Raw genomic sequence first — 15,921 nt, forward strand, 5'->3', positions numbered from 1 at the left:
CGATATATTAAAAAAATCGTTGATATATTTGAATTTGTGTTCGATATATTTGAAAAATCGTTGATATAATTTCATATGCCTAAAAAAAGCAAAGCGATATCGCTTTGCTTTTTACTGTTTCTTTTTCGGTCTACGTACTAACTCGCCGCCGCAGTTTGGGCAAACGTTATGTCTTTCTTCTGTACATGGTGCGCAAAATGTACATTCATATACGCAAATGTATGCTTCAGAATCTTGCTCCAGCGATTGATCGCAAATTTGACAGTTTGTTTTCATTTGTAGTGCCATAGTAACTCTCCTTTTAGTTTGAATATTTATAATTTAATTATAATTCAATGAGCAGAGTTAGTCCTTTTCAATTGAAAGGAAATAGAATGATAAAGTTGTGATTTGAAATGAAAGGCGCTCGTTTATTTTTAAATTGATTATTTCATGCAGTTAGAATATTATGAAATAGTCAAAAGACAACAGGGGGTATACATTTTGACTAATCATAACGATCATTTAAAAGCAAACTGCGAAAAATGCTTCGGTTTATGTTGTGTGGCGTTACCGTTTGCAGCATCGGTAGATTTTGCAGTGAATAAAGATGGTGGTAAACCATGTTCCAATTTACAATCAGATTTTAAATGCAGTATACATAAAAATCTTAGAGGAAAAGGTTATAAAGGCTGTACAGTATTTGAATGTTTTGGCGCTGGACAGAAAATTTCTCAAGTTACTTTTAACGGGATGGATTGGGGGAAAGATGCTAAGCATGCGAGAAAAATGTATGATGCTTTTCCAGTTATGCATCAGCTCCATGAAATGCTTTGGTATTTAAATGAGGCTATTTTATTAAAGGCGACACAATCGATCCATAAAGAATTAAGGAAAGCAATTGAAGAGACGGAGCGACTTTCGAATTTAAATGCGGACGAGTTAATGAAAGTAAATATCCCATTACATCGTGCAGAAGTGAATATTTTACTTGTAGAAACGAGCGAACTAGTATGGAAAGAAATGAATACTGCGCGTAGGAAACGAATCATACACCGCGGCGCAGATCTTATGGGAGCAAACCTGAAAAAGAAAAATTTACAAGGGGCGAATTTAAGAGGAGCATATTTAATTGCGGCAAACTTAAATGGTGCAGACTTACGAGGGGCGGATCTCATTGGAGCAGATTTACGAGATGCAGATATTCGTGGGGCTGATTTTACAAATAGTATTTTTCTGACGCAAGTTCAAGTTAATGCGGCAAGAGGGGACAAACATACGAAATTACCGAAATTATTGTCTCGTCCATCGCATTGGAGTGTGTAAAGAGTGTATACGAACAGGCAGAGATTAAGTATCTCTGCCTATTTTTCATTTCTTTTCAAAAGTAGTAATAAAAACACTACATATAATAAGAATACCACCAATAAAAAAGTTACTACTCAATGTTTCGTTTAAGAGTAACCAACCAAGCAACGATCCGACGATAGGTTGGAAGAAGAAAAATAACGAACCGATGCTAGCGTCCATTAATTCTAATCCTTTATTCCAAAGGAAAAAGGCACCTGCCGTTGAGACGATTCCTAAATAAAGTACGCCTAATACTACATATAGGTTCATATGTTCAATAGGGTTTGATTGAAATTCCCATACCATAAAAGGTGTAATAAAAAAGAGTGAAAAGAATATAGCGTACGTTGTAATCACTAAAGATGAAAATCGAGCTGAAGCAATTTTTACATAAATAGATAGTAAAGCCCACGTAATAGCTGCCCCGACTAATATGATTGTACCGATAAAATAGGAGCCAATTTCAATATCCCATCCGATGACGATAATGACACCGATTGTCGCTATGATGGTAGATAGTAATCTACGAGCGGTTAGTTTTTCTTTTAAAATGATCGCTGCAAATATAACCATAAATGCAGGTGTAGCTGATGTTACTAAAGATCCTGTATGAGCGTCGGATAATTTTGTTCCGATAAATTGACAAGTGATCGAAATGAAATATCCGATAAATCCAATCCAAGCGAATAATAGCCAATCTTTTTTACGAATGGTTACTGTTTTCTTTTGCTTTTTCTCAGTAATTTTTAAAATCATATACAAAACAACAAAAGCAATGATAAAGCGTAGCCAAACGAGTGTGAGTGGTGGGATAAAGTCGAGTACATATTTGCTAACAACATACATACCGCCCCATATACTAGCTGCTAGTGATAAACATATAGCTCCTAAAATGGTTTGTTTCATGTAAAGTACCTCCGTCTATTTTTAGGGTATGATGAGTTCCCTAAGACGAGGCATAGTGCACGTGTTATATGAATGCCCGTCTTAGTTTATAGACGGCCTACAGGTTGATCGTTTTCGAATGAAGTGTTGTAGTACATGTGTATTCCTCCTTCTTAAGTTATAATGATATTATAACTTAATTTTCTGATTATTGGAGGTTGTTATGAAATATATCGTTATAAAATCACATGTTAGCAATTATCCTGATCCAATTCGCTTAGAAGAGGGGGATGTAGTGAAAATGATAGAGAGTTACGATGGTCCTGAAAATTGGGAAAACTGGATGTTTTGTCACGAAGAGAAATATGACCGGAAAGGGTGGGTTCCGGAGCAAATTATAATGAAAAATATAACTGATGTAGGAATCATTACGAAACAATATACTGCCAAAGAATTAAATGTAAGTATTGGAGAAAGATTGATTGGGTTAGAAGAATTGAATGGATGGGTTTGGTGTGAAAAAACAGGTGGTGAGGATGGCTGGGTACCAAAGGAAAACTTACAAAAATATTAGTAATACGATTTGGTTATTAATATAGGAAACATATTTTTAGTTTATGAGTATATTGGTTGTAGGATGAAAAATAGATTAATAGAGAAAGAGGAGATTATTATAACTACAACCGTTATTTCTCATTTTTATAATGAAGAGTATTTATTACCGTGGTGGCTTGCTCATCATACGAAACTGTTTGATCATGGTATTTTAATTAATAAAGGCTCAACAGATCGTTCGGTGGAGATTTGTAAGAAATTCGCACCGCATTGGGAAGTGCGAAATTCTGTAAATCCAGAGTTTGATGCATATGCGACGGATCATGAAGTGATGAGGGTAGAACAAGAAATACAAGGATGGAAAATGATTTTAAATACGACTGAGTTTCTTTGTGTGCAAGATAAAAATCAGTTTTGGAAATCACTAAATGAATTGGGAGGGAGGATGTATTGGCTAGAAGGGCTTATTATGGTTGATGATCCTAACTACAGTTATCCGGACCTTAACTTTGGACTCCCTTTAATGAAACAGCGATTTCACGGTTATTTACCAGAAGATTGGCCGTTGTGGAGAAGAGGTAGATTTATTCATAATCATGAACACGGAAGTTATACAGTTGGAAGACATTTATCCGCGCATGAATCTATGATTTATCCGCCTCTTGCTTGTATATTATGGTTTGGATTTAGTCCGTGGAACGATGCGATGAGAAAGAGAAAGTTACAAATTGGTCCGACTCTTTCTGAAGCTAGTAAGCATGGGGGAATGGGGACGCATCATATTATTACGCCGGAAAGATTAGAAGAATGGTATAAGGAATTAGCGAGAGGAACGAAGGATTTACGTTTTAGTGATGCGTACCGTTATGTTTTTGTATAAATGATTCCCACCATGAAATTGTTTCTTCGATTCCTGTATTTAGATCGTATGTCGGTTTCCAGTTTACTTCAGTTTTTAAACGCTCTACATGAACGCCGACAAATAAAGGTTCATCTTTAGAGAAAGGTATTGCACCCAGTTTAATTAGATGTTCTTTTCCTATCTTTTTAGCGATGATAGAAGCTAACTCTTTAATTTGTACAGATTGACCAGAAGCGATATTGATTGTGTCTGTAACGCCATGTTCTAATACTGTTATGAGAGCATCAGCGACGTCGCTCACATGGAGGAAATCTCTTGATTGTTTTCCATGTGTACATAGTGCTTCCTCATTTTTTAATAAAGAAGTGATGATGTTAGAAACGAGTCGATTCCCTTGTTCGTGAGGGCCATACATATGAAAAATGCGGCCCCAACACATGCTGAGGCCTGATTGCTCAGCGTACGTTTGGAGCCAGGAGTGTAGTGCATTTTTACATAATGAATACGGGGTTTTATAAGAAAGAAGCGGTGAATCTTCAAACAATACACCGTTAAACCATTCATACTCTGCGCCAGTACCGGCAACGACGACTCGCTTTCCGCCGCATGTTGTGAAGTGTTGAATCAATGAGATACTAGACGTAAGCCAATAGTAATTATTGATAGATACATAACACGCTGGCGGCACTGCTTCCCAAGCTAAATGAATGAGATGACTAGGCTTCATGTCGTAAATGAGTTTTTTTACTTCTTCATCGCAAAGTAAGTTGACTTTATGCCAATGGCAAGAAAGATGGGAAGGCTTATTTGTATTGTAAGTGGCGTGCACTTCATAGCCCTTTTGAATAAGAGAATGTACAACATATTTACCAATCCATCCGCTACCGCCTGTTACAAGGATTTTTTTCATGGCTCAATTACCTCAACTTCTGGTATTGTTACTAAAAATTTGCCGCCCCACTCACGAATGAAAGAGCATTCTTTCATAATCTCGTCTTTTAAATTCCAAGGAAGTATAAGAATGTAATCAGGTTTTGTACGTTTTATTTCTTCTGGAGATTTTATTGGAATGCGGGTTCCTGGTAGAAGGAGATTTTGTTTATGAGGGTTTTTATCTACTGTATAAGCTAGAAATTCTTTTCCTATCCCGCAATAATTTAAAAGGGTGTTTCCTTTAGCTGGCGCACCGTAACCGATAATTTGTTTGTTTAAAGCTTTCGCTTCGATAAAAAACTGTAAAATATTTATTTTCAATTGTTCGATGCGTTTAGAAAAAAGGAGATAACAATCTAATGTATTTAGCCCGTGATCCACTTCTTTTTGAATTAATTTTGTAACACTAGAATGGATAGTTGATTCGTCACTATGATGTTTTACAAAAATACGTAAGGAACCACCGTGCGTTGCAAGTTCTTCTACATCGACAATTTGTAAATGATGGTGAGATAAAACTTTTTGCAGGCTTATAAGTGAGAAATAGGAGAAGTGCTCATGGTATATCGTATCAAACTGTTTAAAGGATATGAGGTTTAGTAAGTGAGGGAATTCAATTGTTATCGTGCCATCTTGTTTTAATAACGTTTTTAAACCGGCGACAAAATCATGCAAGTTTGGAACGTGTGCTAATACGTTATTAGCGATGATTAAATCAGCTTGTGGTAATTTTTTTGCTAAGTCGTTGCTGAAAAAATTCACTTCAGTAGGAATTCCTTTTTGGATAGCGATTTCTGCTACATTTTTTGCAGGTTCAATTCCCAATGTTTCGATATTTTCTTTTTGAAAGTATTGTAATAAGTACCCATCGTTACTCGCGATTTCAACCACCTTGGAGTCTTTCTTTAAATAGAAACGCTTAATCGCCATTTCTACATATTGTTTAGCATGCAGTAGCCAGCTTGATGAGTAAGAGCTAAAGTATAAATAGTCATGAAAAATATTGTGCGGAGATTCAAATTCATCTAATTGTACGAGTAAACAAGAGTGACAAACAAATGTGTGCAATGGATAAAATGGTTCCATTTTATATGCGTTTTCTGGAGAAACAAATGAGTTAGCGAGAGGAGAAACACCTAAATCTAAAAAAGTGTTGCTGAGTAATGAGTGGCAAAAACGGCATTTTTTCTGTTCCATTTTATAGCCCCCTTATAAATTTTTGAATGCATCGATTTGTTGCCGCGTGAAAGATTCGATATTTTCACCAGATGCATATTTTTTGTACCAATCAACAGTCCAAGTGATAGCCTTATCTGTTGATAACTTAGGAGTCCAGCCGAGTTTAGTTACTGCTTTTGTACTATCGAGTGTTAAAACAGGCGATTCATAAGGAGTGTTTGTAGAGGGGGAAGTGATTGTTAGTTGTTTATTCCATAATTTTATTACAGATTGAATGACATCATGAACGGTTCTGTTAGGTTCGTTCAACGGGCCGAAATTCCATGCTTCTGCATATGCAGCGTCTGTCCAAAGTTTTTCAGCTAAAAGGATATAGCCGTGTAAAGGATCTAATACGTGTTGCCACGGGCGAATAGCCTTTTTGTTTCTAATCGTTAATGTACCATCTTGTAAATATGCACGAATGACATCTGGGAATAATCGGTCTTCTGCCCAATCCCCACCACCGATGACGTTACCTGCTCTTACTGAGGCGAGTTTCTGAGTATTAGTGTGGAAGAATGATTTTTGATAGGATGTTGCCACTATTTCAGCGCAAGCTTTACTAGCACTATAAGGGTCGATACCTCCTAGCCGGTCAATTTCCACGAATGCCCGGTTACCGCTCCCTTCATTTTCATAACATTTATCACTTGTAACATTAATGATGCCACGTATACTTTCTGTATGTTTTGCAGCTTCCAATACGTGAACAGTGCCTAAAACATTCGTTTTAAATGTTTCGATAGGATCTTTGTATGAAGTGGTGACGATTGGCTGGGCAGCTAAATGAAATAGTATGTCAGGGTTATGATGTTTTAGGGCGTGTAATAAAGAATCGTAATCTGTAATGTCGCCTTTAATTGTTATGCACTCTTTTGCTACGTTACATTGTTCAAAAAGATTAGGAATCGATGGGGGATGAGAAGAAAAGCCAACTACTTCTGCACCTAAAGAAGTTAAGAAAAGGGTGAGCCAAGAGCCTTTAAATCCAGTATGTCCCGTAATAAATACTTTTTTCTTATTCCAAAAAGATGAAGAAGCCATATTACCAAACCTTCCACGGAGCGTTATTACTTTCCCATAGCTCGACTAATTTATTTTTATCGCGCAATGTATCCATCGGATGCCAAAAACCAGTATGTTGATATGCTGATAGTTCGTTTTTGTTTACTAACTGAACTAAAGTGTCTGTTTCAAAAACAGACTTATCTCCACTAATGTAATTGAAAACTTCAGGGTTTAAAACGAAAAATCCACCGTTAACCCATCCGCCATCCCCGAGTGGCTTCTCTTGAAAAGATGTTACAGACTGTTTATTTAATATGAGAGAACCGAATCTACCAGGAGGTTGTACGGCGGTAACAGTTGCCATTTTTCCATGTTTTTTATGAAATGCAATAAGTTCTTTTATATTTACGTTGCTTAATCCATCACCATAAGTGAGGCAGAAAGGTTCGTCTCCAACAAAATTTTGAATTCTTTTCACTCGTCCTCCCGTTTCGGTATTTACACCAGTATCGATTAGTGTAACTTTCCACGGTTCTACACGTTGAGAATGGCTAGTAATTGTATTATCGCTTAAATGTATCGTGAAATCTGACATGTGTAAGTTGTAATTTAGAAAGAACTCTTTAATTGCATATCCTTTATAGCCTAAGCAAATAATAAATTCAGTAATACCGTAATGGTTATACAAACTCATAATGTGCCATAGAATAGGTTTTGTTCCAATTTCAATCATAGGTTTCGGTTTTAAATGTGTTTCTTCCCCAATCCTTGTCCCGTATCCACCAGCAAGAATAACAGCTTTCATTTTTTCCTCCTAAAATAAAAATTTATAATATATACAGTATTCATATTGTATGCAAATGGTTTTGTTTTTGACTAAGTGCGTAAAAATGTGTGGAAAATGATGGTGTGAGAAATATTAAGGTTTAAATTTAGGGAATAATTGTTGATATTCAGGGTGGTTACGAAGATCTTGGGTTTATGCTACTAAGCTCTAAAAATCGAGTTTCGAGTTGCTCAGGGGACTGACCATAATGTGTTTGAAGTCCCATTCGAACGCCCTTTTTTGAAAGGGTGGGTGTAATTTGTAATTTTCTTGCCTTTGTATGTTCGTTCCAAGGACTAAAGTAAAATTTAACAATGAATGAAGGGGAGTTATAAACGACATGTTGATGCCGCGTAAAATGTCTGCCTGGTAAATATGCACCATCAAGATGGTTGTGTATAAATCTCCAGGCACAGCCGATTTCTGGGTTATAAGGAAAAAGCCCATGATATCGTTGTTCTACTAAAGGAATGGAATATCTTAGTTTTGAATAATTGTAATCATGCTTATCAATCATGACAATCATTCTAATCGCATACATATTTTGACCTAACGTATGAAGTGATGAGAAAAATTCTTCTACATTGTTACAGCAAAGAAATTCTGTAGTATTTAATACCATCTTCCAACCTGAAACTTCTCTTTCAATTTCCATTACCTCAATATCAGTATTAGTGGGATCGAATTCAAGGAATCTTGAATCTCGTACTTCCCAGTGGGGAGCAAATAATTTACAAATTTCAACGGAACGATCTGTAGAACCTCTATTAATTAATATACCGTGATCAAATATTTTTGTATGATGCATAAGCCACCATGGTAATAAATACTCCTCGTTATAAAAGTGAGAGATAATAGTTTTAGTAATTTCAATCTCCTCCAATAGCATGAATAATAATTTTAATTAAATATTATTATCATATGTTTTGTATTAAAAAAGGTTGAAAGGAATATGCGATTCTATGATGATATTTTCATAGTAATGTAGTATGGGAAATGTAATTCGATTATAAGAATTAAGTAATGTATTGTTAATTTACAAAATGATAAAATGGTAAGTGGAATTGTGTATAAATTATGAATAATAAACCGTCACGTTTGACTGTACAGTTTATGTATTGTATGATGTTAGTAATATAAACAAGGGGGGAAGATCGTTGGGAAGGTGTATCGAATCGGACAGTTGGCTCTCATGGCTCACGTGTCGAAACGAACGATTGATTATTATACGAATCTAGGTATCTTAAAAGCGGAGCGATCTCAATCTAATTATCGCTATTACGACAAAACAGCATTTGAGACATTACAATTTATTGAGAAGTGCAAAGAAATGCATATGCCGCTTTGTGAGATTAAAGAGAAAATCGAGGAGAAGAAGAAGCTGCTCGGTATCAATGAACACGTTTCGAAACAAGTGAATGAAGTGACAGACCATATTCATCGATTAGAAGTAGAGCTAACGGAATTAAAGCCGCTTTTAGATGGATTGACTGATTCACAACGTGAAAAAATATCGAAATCTTTATCTGGTCAAACGACAGCTTTAATACAGACACTTGCTCTATTATTATAGAACAAGTGAAATCCGACCTCTTTAATTTTTGTATCGGGCTATGTTTTCTAAGAAAGAAATAAGAAAACATTATAGTATACAGGAGGTGGACACCTTAGTTTTTTAACTAAGGGGATTCATTGGAAATATTTAATTTAGTCATGGTTGCGATTTTAATCGCATTTACTGGATTTTTCGTAGCAGCTGAGTTTGCGATTGTAAAAGTACGTTCAAGTCGTATTGATCAGCTTGTTGCAGAAGGAAAACGCGGTGCTTTAGCAGCGAAAAAAGTAACAACAAATTTAGATGAATATTTATCTGCTTGTCAATTAGGTATTACAGTTACAGCTATGGGATTAGGTTGGTTAGGTGAACCGACAATTGAAAAGTTATTACACCCGTTATTTGAGAAATGGAACTTAAACCCTTCTATTTCATCAGTATTAACATTTGGTCTTGCTTTTATGATTATGACGTATTTACACGTTGTAGTAGGAGAATTAGCTCCGAAAACGATGGCAATTCAAAAGGCTGAAAAGGTAACGTTATTATTGGCAGGTCCATTAATGATGTTCTATAAAGTAATGTATCCATTTATTTGGGTATTGAACGGTTCAGCTCGTGTTGTAACTGGCTTATTCGGTTTAAAACCAGCTTCAGAACATGAAGTAGCTCATACAGAGGAAGAATTACGCCTTATCCTTTCAGATAGCTATGAAAGTGGCGAAATTAATCAAGCTGAATACAAGTATGTAAATAACATTTTTGAATTTGATAATCGTATTGCAAAAGAAATTATGGTACCGCGAACAGAAATCGTTGGTTTCTACCTGGAAGATTCAGTAGAAGAACACATGAAAGTAATCCAAAATGAGCGATACACACGTTATCCGATTTTTGGAGAAGATAAAGATGATATTATCGGTATGGTCAACGTAAAAGATTTCTTTATTCGATATATGACCGAGGATCAAAAAGATTTATCATCCATTCGCTCGTATATGCGTCCAATTATTGAAGTGATGGAAACGACTCCAATTCACGATTTATTACTTCAAATGCAGAAGAAGCGAATTCCGATGGCTGTTTTATATGATGAGTACGGAGGAACAGCTGGAATTGTAACGCTTGAGGACATTTTGGAGGAAATCGTCGGCGAAATTCGTGACGAATATGATGAAGATGAAGCACCACCAATTCAACATGTGAACGAGCAACATATCATTGTTGATGGAAAAGTGCTTATCTCAGAAGTGAAAGATTTATTTGGATTACACATTGAAGAAGATGATGTGGATACAATCGGTGGATGGATTATGATGCAAAATCATGAAATCGAAGAAGGACAACACGTTGAGGCGGAAGGTTATGAATTTAAAGTGTTAGAAAAAGACGCTTACCAAATTAAACGTGTTGAAATTCGTAAGATGGAACAAGAACAAGAAGAAGAGAAAGCAGCAACTGTGTAAGTTGCTGCTTTTCTTCTAAAGTATAAAAAATGAGAAATTAGGAGCGGATATTTTGATTCAAGTAGCCTTACGTGTATATCGATTACAATTGTATGTGATCTTTAGTGGTTTACTACTTATGTGGACGATTACTCCGTTTGGAAAACAAGTAACAGGGTTTGGGATCGGATTAGCTGTAAGTGCATATTGCCTTTGGTTATTAGCTCGCAGAGTGGAGAAACTTGGGAAAAGTATTGTAATGAAGGAAAAGGCTCCAGGGTTAGGAGTTTTAAACCGATTTGCAGCGGCCATTTTAGGAGCTATTATCATGTATGAAATTGAGCATGAAATGGAAATGTGGGCATTTGGTACAGGCATTTTAGGTGGTCACTTTTTAATGATTGCGAATTTAGCTTATGCAAATATGCAGGTAGTGAAAGAAGAAGAGAAGAAAAGGGAACATGCTTCGAAAAACATAGAGCTATGATGAGAGGGACCTAATGGGGTTCCTTTTTTAGTTTAGCGATATGATACAAGTAATTAAATTAACGACAAATATAATACGCTTCTTTTTTGCGTTTTTCAATAGTATGAAAAATAATAAAAAAAAATTTAAAAACCCATCGATTTCTAAAGGTTATGTATGTTATCATGACAAAAGACTTTTTGAAAGAGGTGGATACCAATGTTACAAGCGCTACTTATTTTTGTGCTTCAAATTATTTACGTTCCCATTTTAACAATCCGTACGATTTTGCTTGTAAAGAATCAAACAAGATCCGCTGCTGCTGTTGGATTGTTAGAAGGAGCTATTTACATTGTCAGTTTAGGTATTGTGTTTCAAGATTTATCAAATTGGATGAACATCGTTGCCTATGTCATTGGCTTTAGTGCGGGACTGTTATTAGGCGGTTATATAGAGAATAAATTAGCAATTGGTTATATTACGTATCAAGTTAGTTTACTAGACCGTTGTAATGAATTAGTAGATGAGTTACGTCACTCTGGATTTGGCGTTACAGTATTTGAAGGTGAAGGTATTAATTCGATACGTTATCGCTTAGATATCGTTGCAAAACGTTCTAGAGAAAAAGAACTATTAGAAATCATTAATGAAATTGCACCGAAAGCGTTTATGTCTTCTTATGAAATTCGTTCATTTAAAGGCGGATATTTAACGAAGGCGATGAAGAAAAGAGCGTTAATGAAGAAGAAAGATCATCATGCATCGTAAAGAAAAGGGAGTAGTGCCGTTTTAAAAGTTCCCATATGTAAAAGAGAGGAATCTACATTAAAATAGATTCCTCTCTTTTTTATTGTTAATTGAAAAACTAAATCGTATAATTATTTTTTTTACTCATCCTCAAATTAATGATTAGCCATATAACTTGAAAAAATACAGGTATGATAAACGCGATTAATATAACGATAAGTGATATGGATTTAATTTCGGGTGTTTGAATGACACCAGCACCATCAACATCTCGTAGCCAAATAATAGCTGCCCATATTCCAAAAACGATAATCCAAAATAGGTTACCAATCCACCAAGAAATCCATCGTTTTTTCATGTTAACACCCCTTACATGTATCTACTGTTAAAAGTATATTTTCGTTCGTTACATTTATAATGAAACAACTTTAAAATTAGTTTTTAACTGTATATCTAACTTGTTTGAAGGTGACTATTTCTCCATCATCATTATTATCTTTCGTTTGCAAAAGTTGAACTTTTGGTTTGTAGTCTGTCCGATGAGCGTGTTCGATATCTTTAATGTTAAGCTTGTAAGATTCACCATTCTTTAGCTTTTGTTCCAACACTTTTTTATTAGCAACATAAATAAAAGTCACTTTATTTTCATCAATACCTTCAGTCTTAATTTCTAATTCATTATCTTTTGTTGTAATCGTTGGTGTTAATAGTTCCATACTGGCGTTTCCGGTTTCTAAAGAATTTTCTGCTATAGTTGAACATCCTGATAGTATGATTCCAGTGAATAGAAGAACAAGTAATTTCCTTTTCATAACATTCCCCCGATTCTATGTGATTTCTGATTTTGGCATTGTTAGATTGCTAGTGTTTTATGTAAACGTTTAGTGAGCATTCTTTTTAATTGTACCATAATATGTAAAATGATGCAGGCTGTATATCCAATTTAAAGGAGATTGAAAGTTTACTTATTGCTGTAAATTAGTATTTTTACAGTAGGCATATATCTTCTTTAGGAAATCCTTTTTCGTATTTAAAATATGTAATGAAATAAAACCAATAAGTCCTATTCCGCCAAAAATAAGCCATGGTGTATACACTCCGCTTAAGTTGGATGTAAAAGATGTACCAGTATAATTACCGATGATAAAACCAAATGCGAGTGATAGTTGATAAAATCCAAAGAAAGTGGCTGTATATAATTCATTACTGTAATTTGCAATAGCGATATCAGCGTTAGGTAATACGAGTGTTTCACCGATTGTAAATAAAATTACACAAATAAAGAGCCAATATGGGTGTTGAAATAAAGGAATGAGTAAAAAGGAAATACTCATTAATAAAACACCGTATTTAATAATCGAAAGTGTGTTGTATTTGTGGAATAATTTTCGGAATAATACCATAAATATGACGCCTGTTATTGCATTTATCGTAATAACGAGTGTAGCAAGTTGATTGCTATTACTAATGTTTTTCATATGAAGTGGAAGTGCGACAGTAAGCTGAGTAAACATAATATAGAAGAAAATCATGATAAAGGAAAACAGAAGAAAAGACTTGTTTTGTAAGATGGCCTGTATTCCTAATGTAATAGACGTGTTTTCAGTAGTGACTTGGAAGTGATTTTTAAGTAAGTAAAAGATTAAAGCAAATATCAGCATAAGAGATCCTGTTAGAGAGAAAGCATAGATTGGATCGAGTAAGAGTAAAAACCCTCCTGCAATTGGTCCGATTATTGCACCGCAATTAAAGCTAAGGTTTAAATATGTAAATAAATTTTTTCTCAAATGAGCTGGCTGTGAGCCAAATATAGCGCGAGCGGCAGGTTCGTAAAATGCAGTTCCGAAGCCAATAAGTGCAGAAGAAATAGAAATTGTATAGAAATCAGAGCATATTCCTAAAGCGATAAATCCGATTCCTCTCAAAAATAATCCGGCTATCATCATAATGATATAGCCTATTTTGTCAGCAATTAATCCTGAGAATAAAGGGATAACTCGTGATGTAATTATTATAACCGTCAACACTGTTCCTACTTGAAAAGCTGAAAAATGGAGAAAGGTTAATAGATAAATAGCTAAAAATGCGTATACTGCAAAATAACCAAAAGACATAAAAAATGAAGAAATAAGCATGAAACGTATCGGTGTTGAGAAACTTTTCATAGAACTCCTCCTAATATTGTAACCAGTAAATTTTTTTAGTGGTTAACTATTTTATATTATAATTATACATAAAGTCAGAAAAAAGTAAAATTTAAGAAGAAGGTGAATAGAATTGAGTCAAAACGCACCAAACGAATTAGAGTATATTCGAGAATTTTTAAATACATGGAGAATACCAAACGATACGAGAGAGCCAATTGATTTGCTGCAAACAGAAGAGGATATAAAGAAATTTATGAAAGAATCTTTTCATGAAGAGCTTCTATTTCATACGATAGAGGAATTAAAAAGTTTTCGAGAAGATATTCGGGCGGCAATTGAAGGTGAGGGATCATTGCAACAATGGTTAGAGAAATACCCATTTTATGTACATATAAAGGAAGATATGAAAGGTATTACATATGAACCAGTATACGAAGAGAATGTGTATACAAAAATATTAAGCATTGTGTTTATCTCGATTCAAGAAAATTTGTGGGGAAGGTTAAAAGCATGTCCAGATTGCCGTTGGGTATTTTACGATCATTCGCGAAATGGAAGCAAAAGATGGTGCGGTATGTATGCTGGTGAAGAAGGAGGCAGAGCATGCGGTACAATTGCAAAAGTGAAAAATTACCGCGCAAAGAGAAAAGGAAGAACGGGTTATAATGTGTAATTTAAATTAGGGGAAGAAAATGGAATGGGGGAATGTAGCATATGAAAGGTACACAAATGTTAGCTTTAAATAAAAAGTGTTGGGACACAGTTGCACCTTATTTCTTTCAAGTAGATTGTTTGCCGAAATATGGTCCGTATACAGCATCTGAAGAGGAGATTCATTTGTTCGATTCAATTAGAAATAAAAAGGTTCTTGATATTGGATGTGGAAGTGGGCATTCGTTGCAATATATGGCGGAACATGGCGCAGAAGAATTGTGGGGACTTGATCTTTCGAGCACACAAATTGAAACGGCACATAAAACGTTACAGTCGTGGAATCCGAAGTTAATATGTGGAGCAATGGAAGAGGAAGTGGATATTCCGAAAGGGTATTTTGATATTGTATATTCCATTTATGCATTAGGTTGGACTTCAGATTTAAGAAAAACGTTGGAACTAATATATTCATATGTAAAGCCAGGAGGAAGCTTTATTTTTAGCTGGGAGCATCCCGTATATTCAAACTTAATGTATGGAACAGAGGAGATTGCTTTCAGCTCGTCTTATCATGAAGAAACTCCTATTACGTTTGAAACATTTAAGGGGGAGGATGTACAAGCGACATTATATAAGAGAAAAATAAGTACGTACATAAATGAGTTAAATAGAGCAGGATTTACAATTGAGAGAATAGAAGAGCCTGAACCATCGAGCTTGTTTGATGAAGAACTAGCTGAGCCGTCTACGAAATATTATTCTTTATATAAAGCTAGAATGGTGCCGACTACTTTTATTATTAAGGCGAGAAAATGAAAAATACAGCGTACACTGAAAAAAGCGTACGCTGTATTTTATTAAAGGTTAGTACTTATCTCTTCGGTTGAAAAATATGTTGAAAGAAGTATTTGTGATGTAAGTTATCTACAATTTTATTTGCTTGGTATGTGCGATGTTGTTCGAGTCGAAGTCTTTGCTCCATCATTTTGATTGCGTGATCAGATAAACGTAACATAGCGCATGTCTCCTTTTCTATAAATATAGGTGTCTATTTGGTATCGATCCCATATTTATAATTAAGGAGGCAAAATGTGTAACATAGGCAAAAAGCACCTTCCTCTCCCATTACGCTTACGAGGTTAGCTGTCGGACTCGGGAAGTGAGAGTTTCCCTACTTAAATAAGATTCGCCCCAAGTAGCATAGCTACAAAAATGGTTCCCCCGCTCCAAATTTTGGACTCAGCAAAAGGTTTTATAAAGTAAAAGATAACACAAATAATCAGGTTAG

General features: G+C 35.1%; 19 protein-coding genes, 1 pseudogene and 1 riboswitch. Of the genes and pseudogenes, 9 read left to right on the forward strand and 11 right to left on the reverse strand.

All coding sequences use genetic code 11. The annotated features are described in order from the left end of the window. Positions 1-111: 111 nt before the first annotated feature. Positions 112-288: a DUF1272 domain-containing protein gene (locus tag QCI47_RS10995; RefSeq protein WP_001207874.1), complete on the reverse strand. Its 177-nt coding sequence runs from the start codon at positions 286-288 to the stop codon at positions 112-114. A 195-nt stretch (positions 289-483) separates the two neighbouring features. Between QCI47_RS10995 and QCI47_RS11000 the strand changes: the two genes are divergently transcribed. Beyond that, positions 484-1,305, forward strand: coding sequence for a pentapeptide repeat-containing protein (locus tag QCI47_RS11000; protein ID WP_076875563.1), 822 nt, complete (start codon positions 484-486; stop codon positions 1,303-1,305). Positions 1,306-1,350: 45 nt separating this feature from the next. On the opposite strand, the gene QCI47_RS11005 is transcribed toward QCI47_RS11000, so the two are convergent. Continuing rightward, positions 1,351-2,235 carry a DMT family transporter gene (locus tag QCI47_RS11005; protein ID WP_000814745.1) on the reverse strand — a complete coding sequence of 295 codons (885 nt, stop codon included), beginning with the start codon at positions 2,233-2,235 and terminating at the stop codon, positions 1,351-1,353. 202 nt (positions 2,236-2,437) lie between these two features. On the opposite strand from QCI47_RS11005, the gene QCI47_RS11010 reads away from it, so the two are divergent. Together QCI47_RS11010 and QCI47_RS11015 are read left to right on the forward strand one after the other, a co-directional pair. Beyond that, positions 2,438-2,788 carry an SH3 domain-containing protein gene (locus tag QCI47_RS11010; protein ID WP_000875277.1) on the forward strand — a complete coding sequence of 117 codons (351 nt, stop codon included), beginning with the start codon at positions 2,438-2,440 and terminating at the stop codon, positions 2,786-2,788. Positions 2,789-2,851: 63 nt separating this feature from the next. Further along, positions 2,852-3,649, forward strand: a complete 798-nt coding sequence (locus QCI47_RS11015; RefSeq protein ID WP_000797329.1) for a glycosyltransferase family 2 protein — start codon at positions 2,852-2,854, stop codon at positions 3,647-3,649. On the opposite strand, the gene QCI47_RS11020 is transcribed toward QCI47_RS11015, so the two are convergent. The 5 genes and pseudogenes from QCI47_RS11020 to QCI47_RS11040 all read right to left on the reverse strand — a co-directional run bounded on the left by QCI47_RS11020 (position 3,618) and on the right by QCI47_RS11040 (position 8,427). After that, positions 3,618-4,541, reverse strand: coding sequence for an NAD-dependent epimerase/dehydratase family protein (locus QCI47_RS11020; protein ID WP_000723103.1), 924 nt, complete (start codon positions 4,539-4,541; stop codon positions 3,618-3,620). The two genes, QCI47_RS11015 and QCI47_RS11020, sit on opposite strands and share 32 nt — an antisense overlap. Next, complete coding sequence (locus QCI47_RS11025) at positions 4,538-5,761, reverse strand: class I SAM-dependent methyltransferase (protein WP_071743302.1); 1,224 nt, start codon at positions 5,759-5,761, stop codon at positions 4,538-4,540. The genes QCI47_RS11020 and QCI47_RS11025 overlap by 4 nt, the downstream gene beginning before the upstream one ends. 12 nt (positions 5,762-5,773) lie before the next feature. Then, a complete protein-coding gene (gene rfbG / locus QCI47_RS11030; RefSeq protein WP_309422859.1) occupies positions 5,774-6,829 on the reverse strand; it encodes a CDP-glucose 4,6-dehydratase in 1,056 nt (351 codons plus the stop codon). A gap of 1 nt (position 6,830) precedes the next feature. Next, the gene (gene rfbF, locus QCI47_RS11035) at positions 6,831-7,598 is read right to left on the reverse strand and encodes a glucose-1-phosphate cytidylyltransferase (protein WP_071743301.1); all 768 of its coding nucleotides are present in this window, start codon (positions 7,596-7,598) and stop codon (positions 6,831-6,833) included. A 114-nt stretch (positions 7,599-7,712) separates the two neighbouring features. Continuing rightward, positions 7,713-8,427 (reverse strand): annotated as a pseudogene (locus tag QCI47_RS11040) (glycosyltransferase family 2 protein). A 357-nt stretch (positions 8,428-8,784) separates the two neighbouring features. On the opposite strand from QCI47_RS11040, the gene QCI47_RS11045 reads away from it, so the two are divergent. From QCI47_RS11045 to QCI47_RS11060, 4 genes are all read left to right on the forward strand, one after another. Further along, positions 8,785-9,192, forward strand: a complete 408-nt coding sequence (locus QCI47_RS11045) for a MerR family transcriptional regulator (protein ID WP_353811780.1) — start codon at positions 8,785-8,787, stop codon at positions 9,190-9,192. Positions 9,193-9,311: 119 nt separating this feature from the next. Beyond that, positions 9,312-10,640 (forward strand): hemolysin family protein, encoded by a 1,329-nt coding sequence (locus QCI47_RS11050; RefSeq protein ID WP_000402268.1) that lies wholly within the window; start codon positions 9,312-9,314, stop codon positions 10,638-10,640. A gap of 52 nt (positions 10,641-10,692) precedes the next feature. Next, positions 10,693-11,106, forward strand: coding sequence for an ATP synthase subunit I (locus QCI47_RS11055; protein WP_000616837.1), 414 nt, complete (start codon positions 10,693-10,695; stop codon positions 11,104-11,106). 198 nt (positions 11,107-11,304) lie between these two features. Next, positions 11,305-11,853, forward strand: coding sequence for a DUF2179 domain-containing protein (locus QCI47_RS11060; protein WP_000938434.1), 549 nt, complete (start codon positions 11,305-11,307; stop codon positions 11,851-11,853). Positions 11,854-11,950: 97 nt separating this feature from the next. Here QCI47_RS11060 and QCI47_RS11065 read toward each other — a convergent pair whose 3' ends face one another. From QCI47_RS11065 to QCI47_RS11075, 3 genes are all read right to left on the reverse strand, one after another. After that, positions 11,951-12,190, reverse strand: coding sequence for a DUF3923 family protein (locus QCI47_RS11065; protein WP_000747691.1), 240 nt, complete (start codon positions 12,188-12,190; stop codon positions 11,951-11,953). 76 nt (positions 12,191-12,266) lie between these two features. Then, positions 12,267-12,644 (reverse strand): hypothetical protein, encoded by a 378-nt coding sequence (locus tag QCI47_RS11070; protein WP_000823782.1) that lies wholly within the window; start codon positions 12,642-12,644, stop codon positions 12,267-12,269. A gap of 153 nt (positions 12,645-12,797) precedes the next feature. Next, complete coding sequence (locus QCI47_RS11075; RefSeq protein ID WP_000834845.1) at positions 12,798-13,997, reverse strand: MDR family MFS transporter; 1,200 nt, start codon at positions 13,995-13,997, stop codon at positions 12,798-12,800. 112 nt (positions 13,998-14,109) lie between these two features. On the opposite strand from QCI47_RS11075, the gene QCI47_RS11080 reads away from it, so the two are divergent. Both QCI47_RS11080 and QCI47_RS11085 read left to right on the forward strand, forming a co-directional pair. Continuing rightward, positions 14,110-14,652, forward strand: a complete 543-nt coding sequence (locus QCI47_RS11080; RefSeq protein WP_000081063.1) for a CGNR zinc finger domain-containing protein — start codon at positions 14,110-14,112, stop codon at positions 14,650-14,652. 41 nt (positions 14,653-14,693) lie between these two features. Further along, on the forward strand, positions 14,694-15,449 hold the full coding sequence (locus tag QCI47_RS11085) for a class I SAM-dependent methyltransferase (protein ID WP_061131013.1): 756 nt from the start codon (positions 14,694-14,696) through the stop codon (positions 15,447-15,449). 55 nt (positions 15,450-15,504) lie between these two features. Here QCI47_RS11085 and QCI47_RS11090 read toward each other — a convergent pair whose 3' ends face one another. Further along, positions 15,505-15,648, reverse strand: coding sequence for a hypothetical protein (locus QCI47_RS11090; protein ID WP_000945244.1), 144 nt, complete (start codon positions 15,646-15,648; stop codon positions 15,505-15,507). 97 nt (positions 15,649-15,745) lie between these two features. Continuing rightward, a riboswitch (cyclic di-AMP (ydaO/yuaA leader) is annotated at positions 15,746-15,888 on the reverse strand. Between the last annotated feature and the right edge of the window lie 33 nt (positions 15,889-15,921).

The sequence above is a fragment of the Bacillus cereus group sp. RP29 genome (genome assembly GCF_040459765.1).
Taxonomy (GTDB): domain Bacteria; phylum Bacillota; class Bacilli; order Bacillales; family Bacillaceae_G; genus Bacillus_A; species Bacillus_A paranthracis.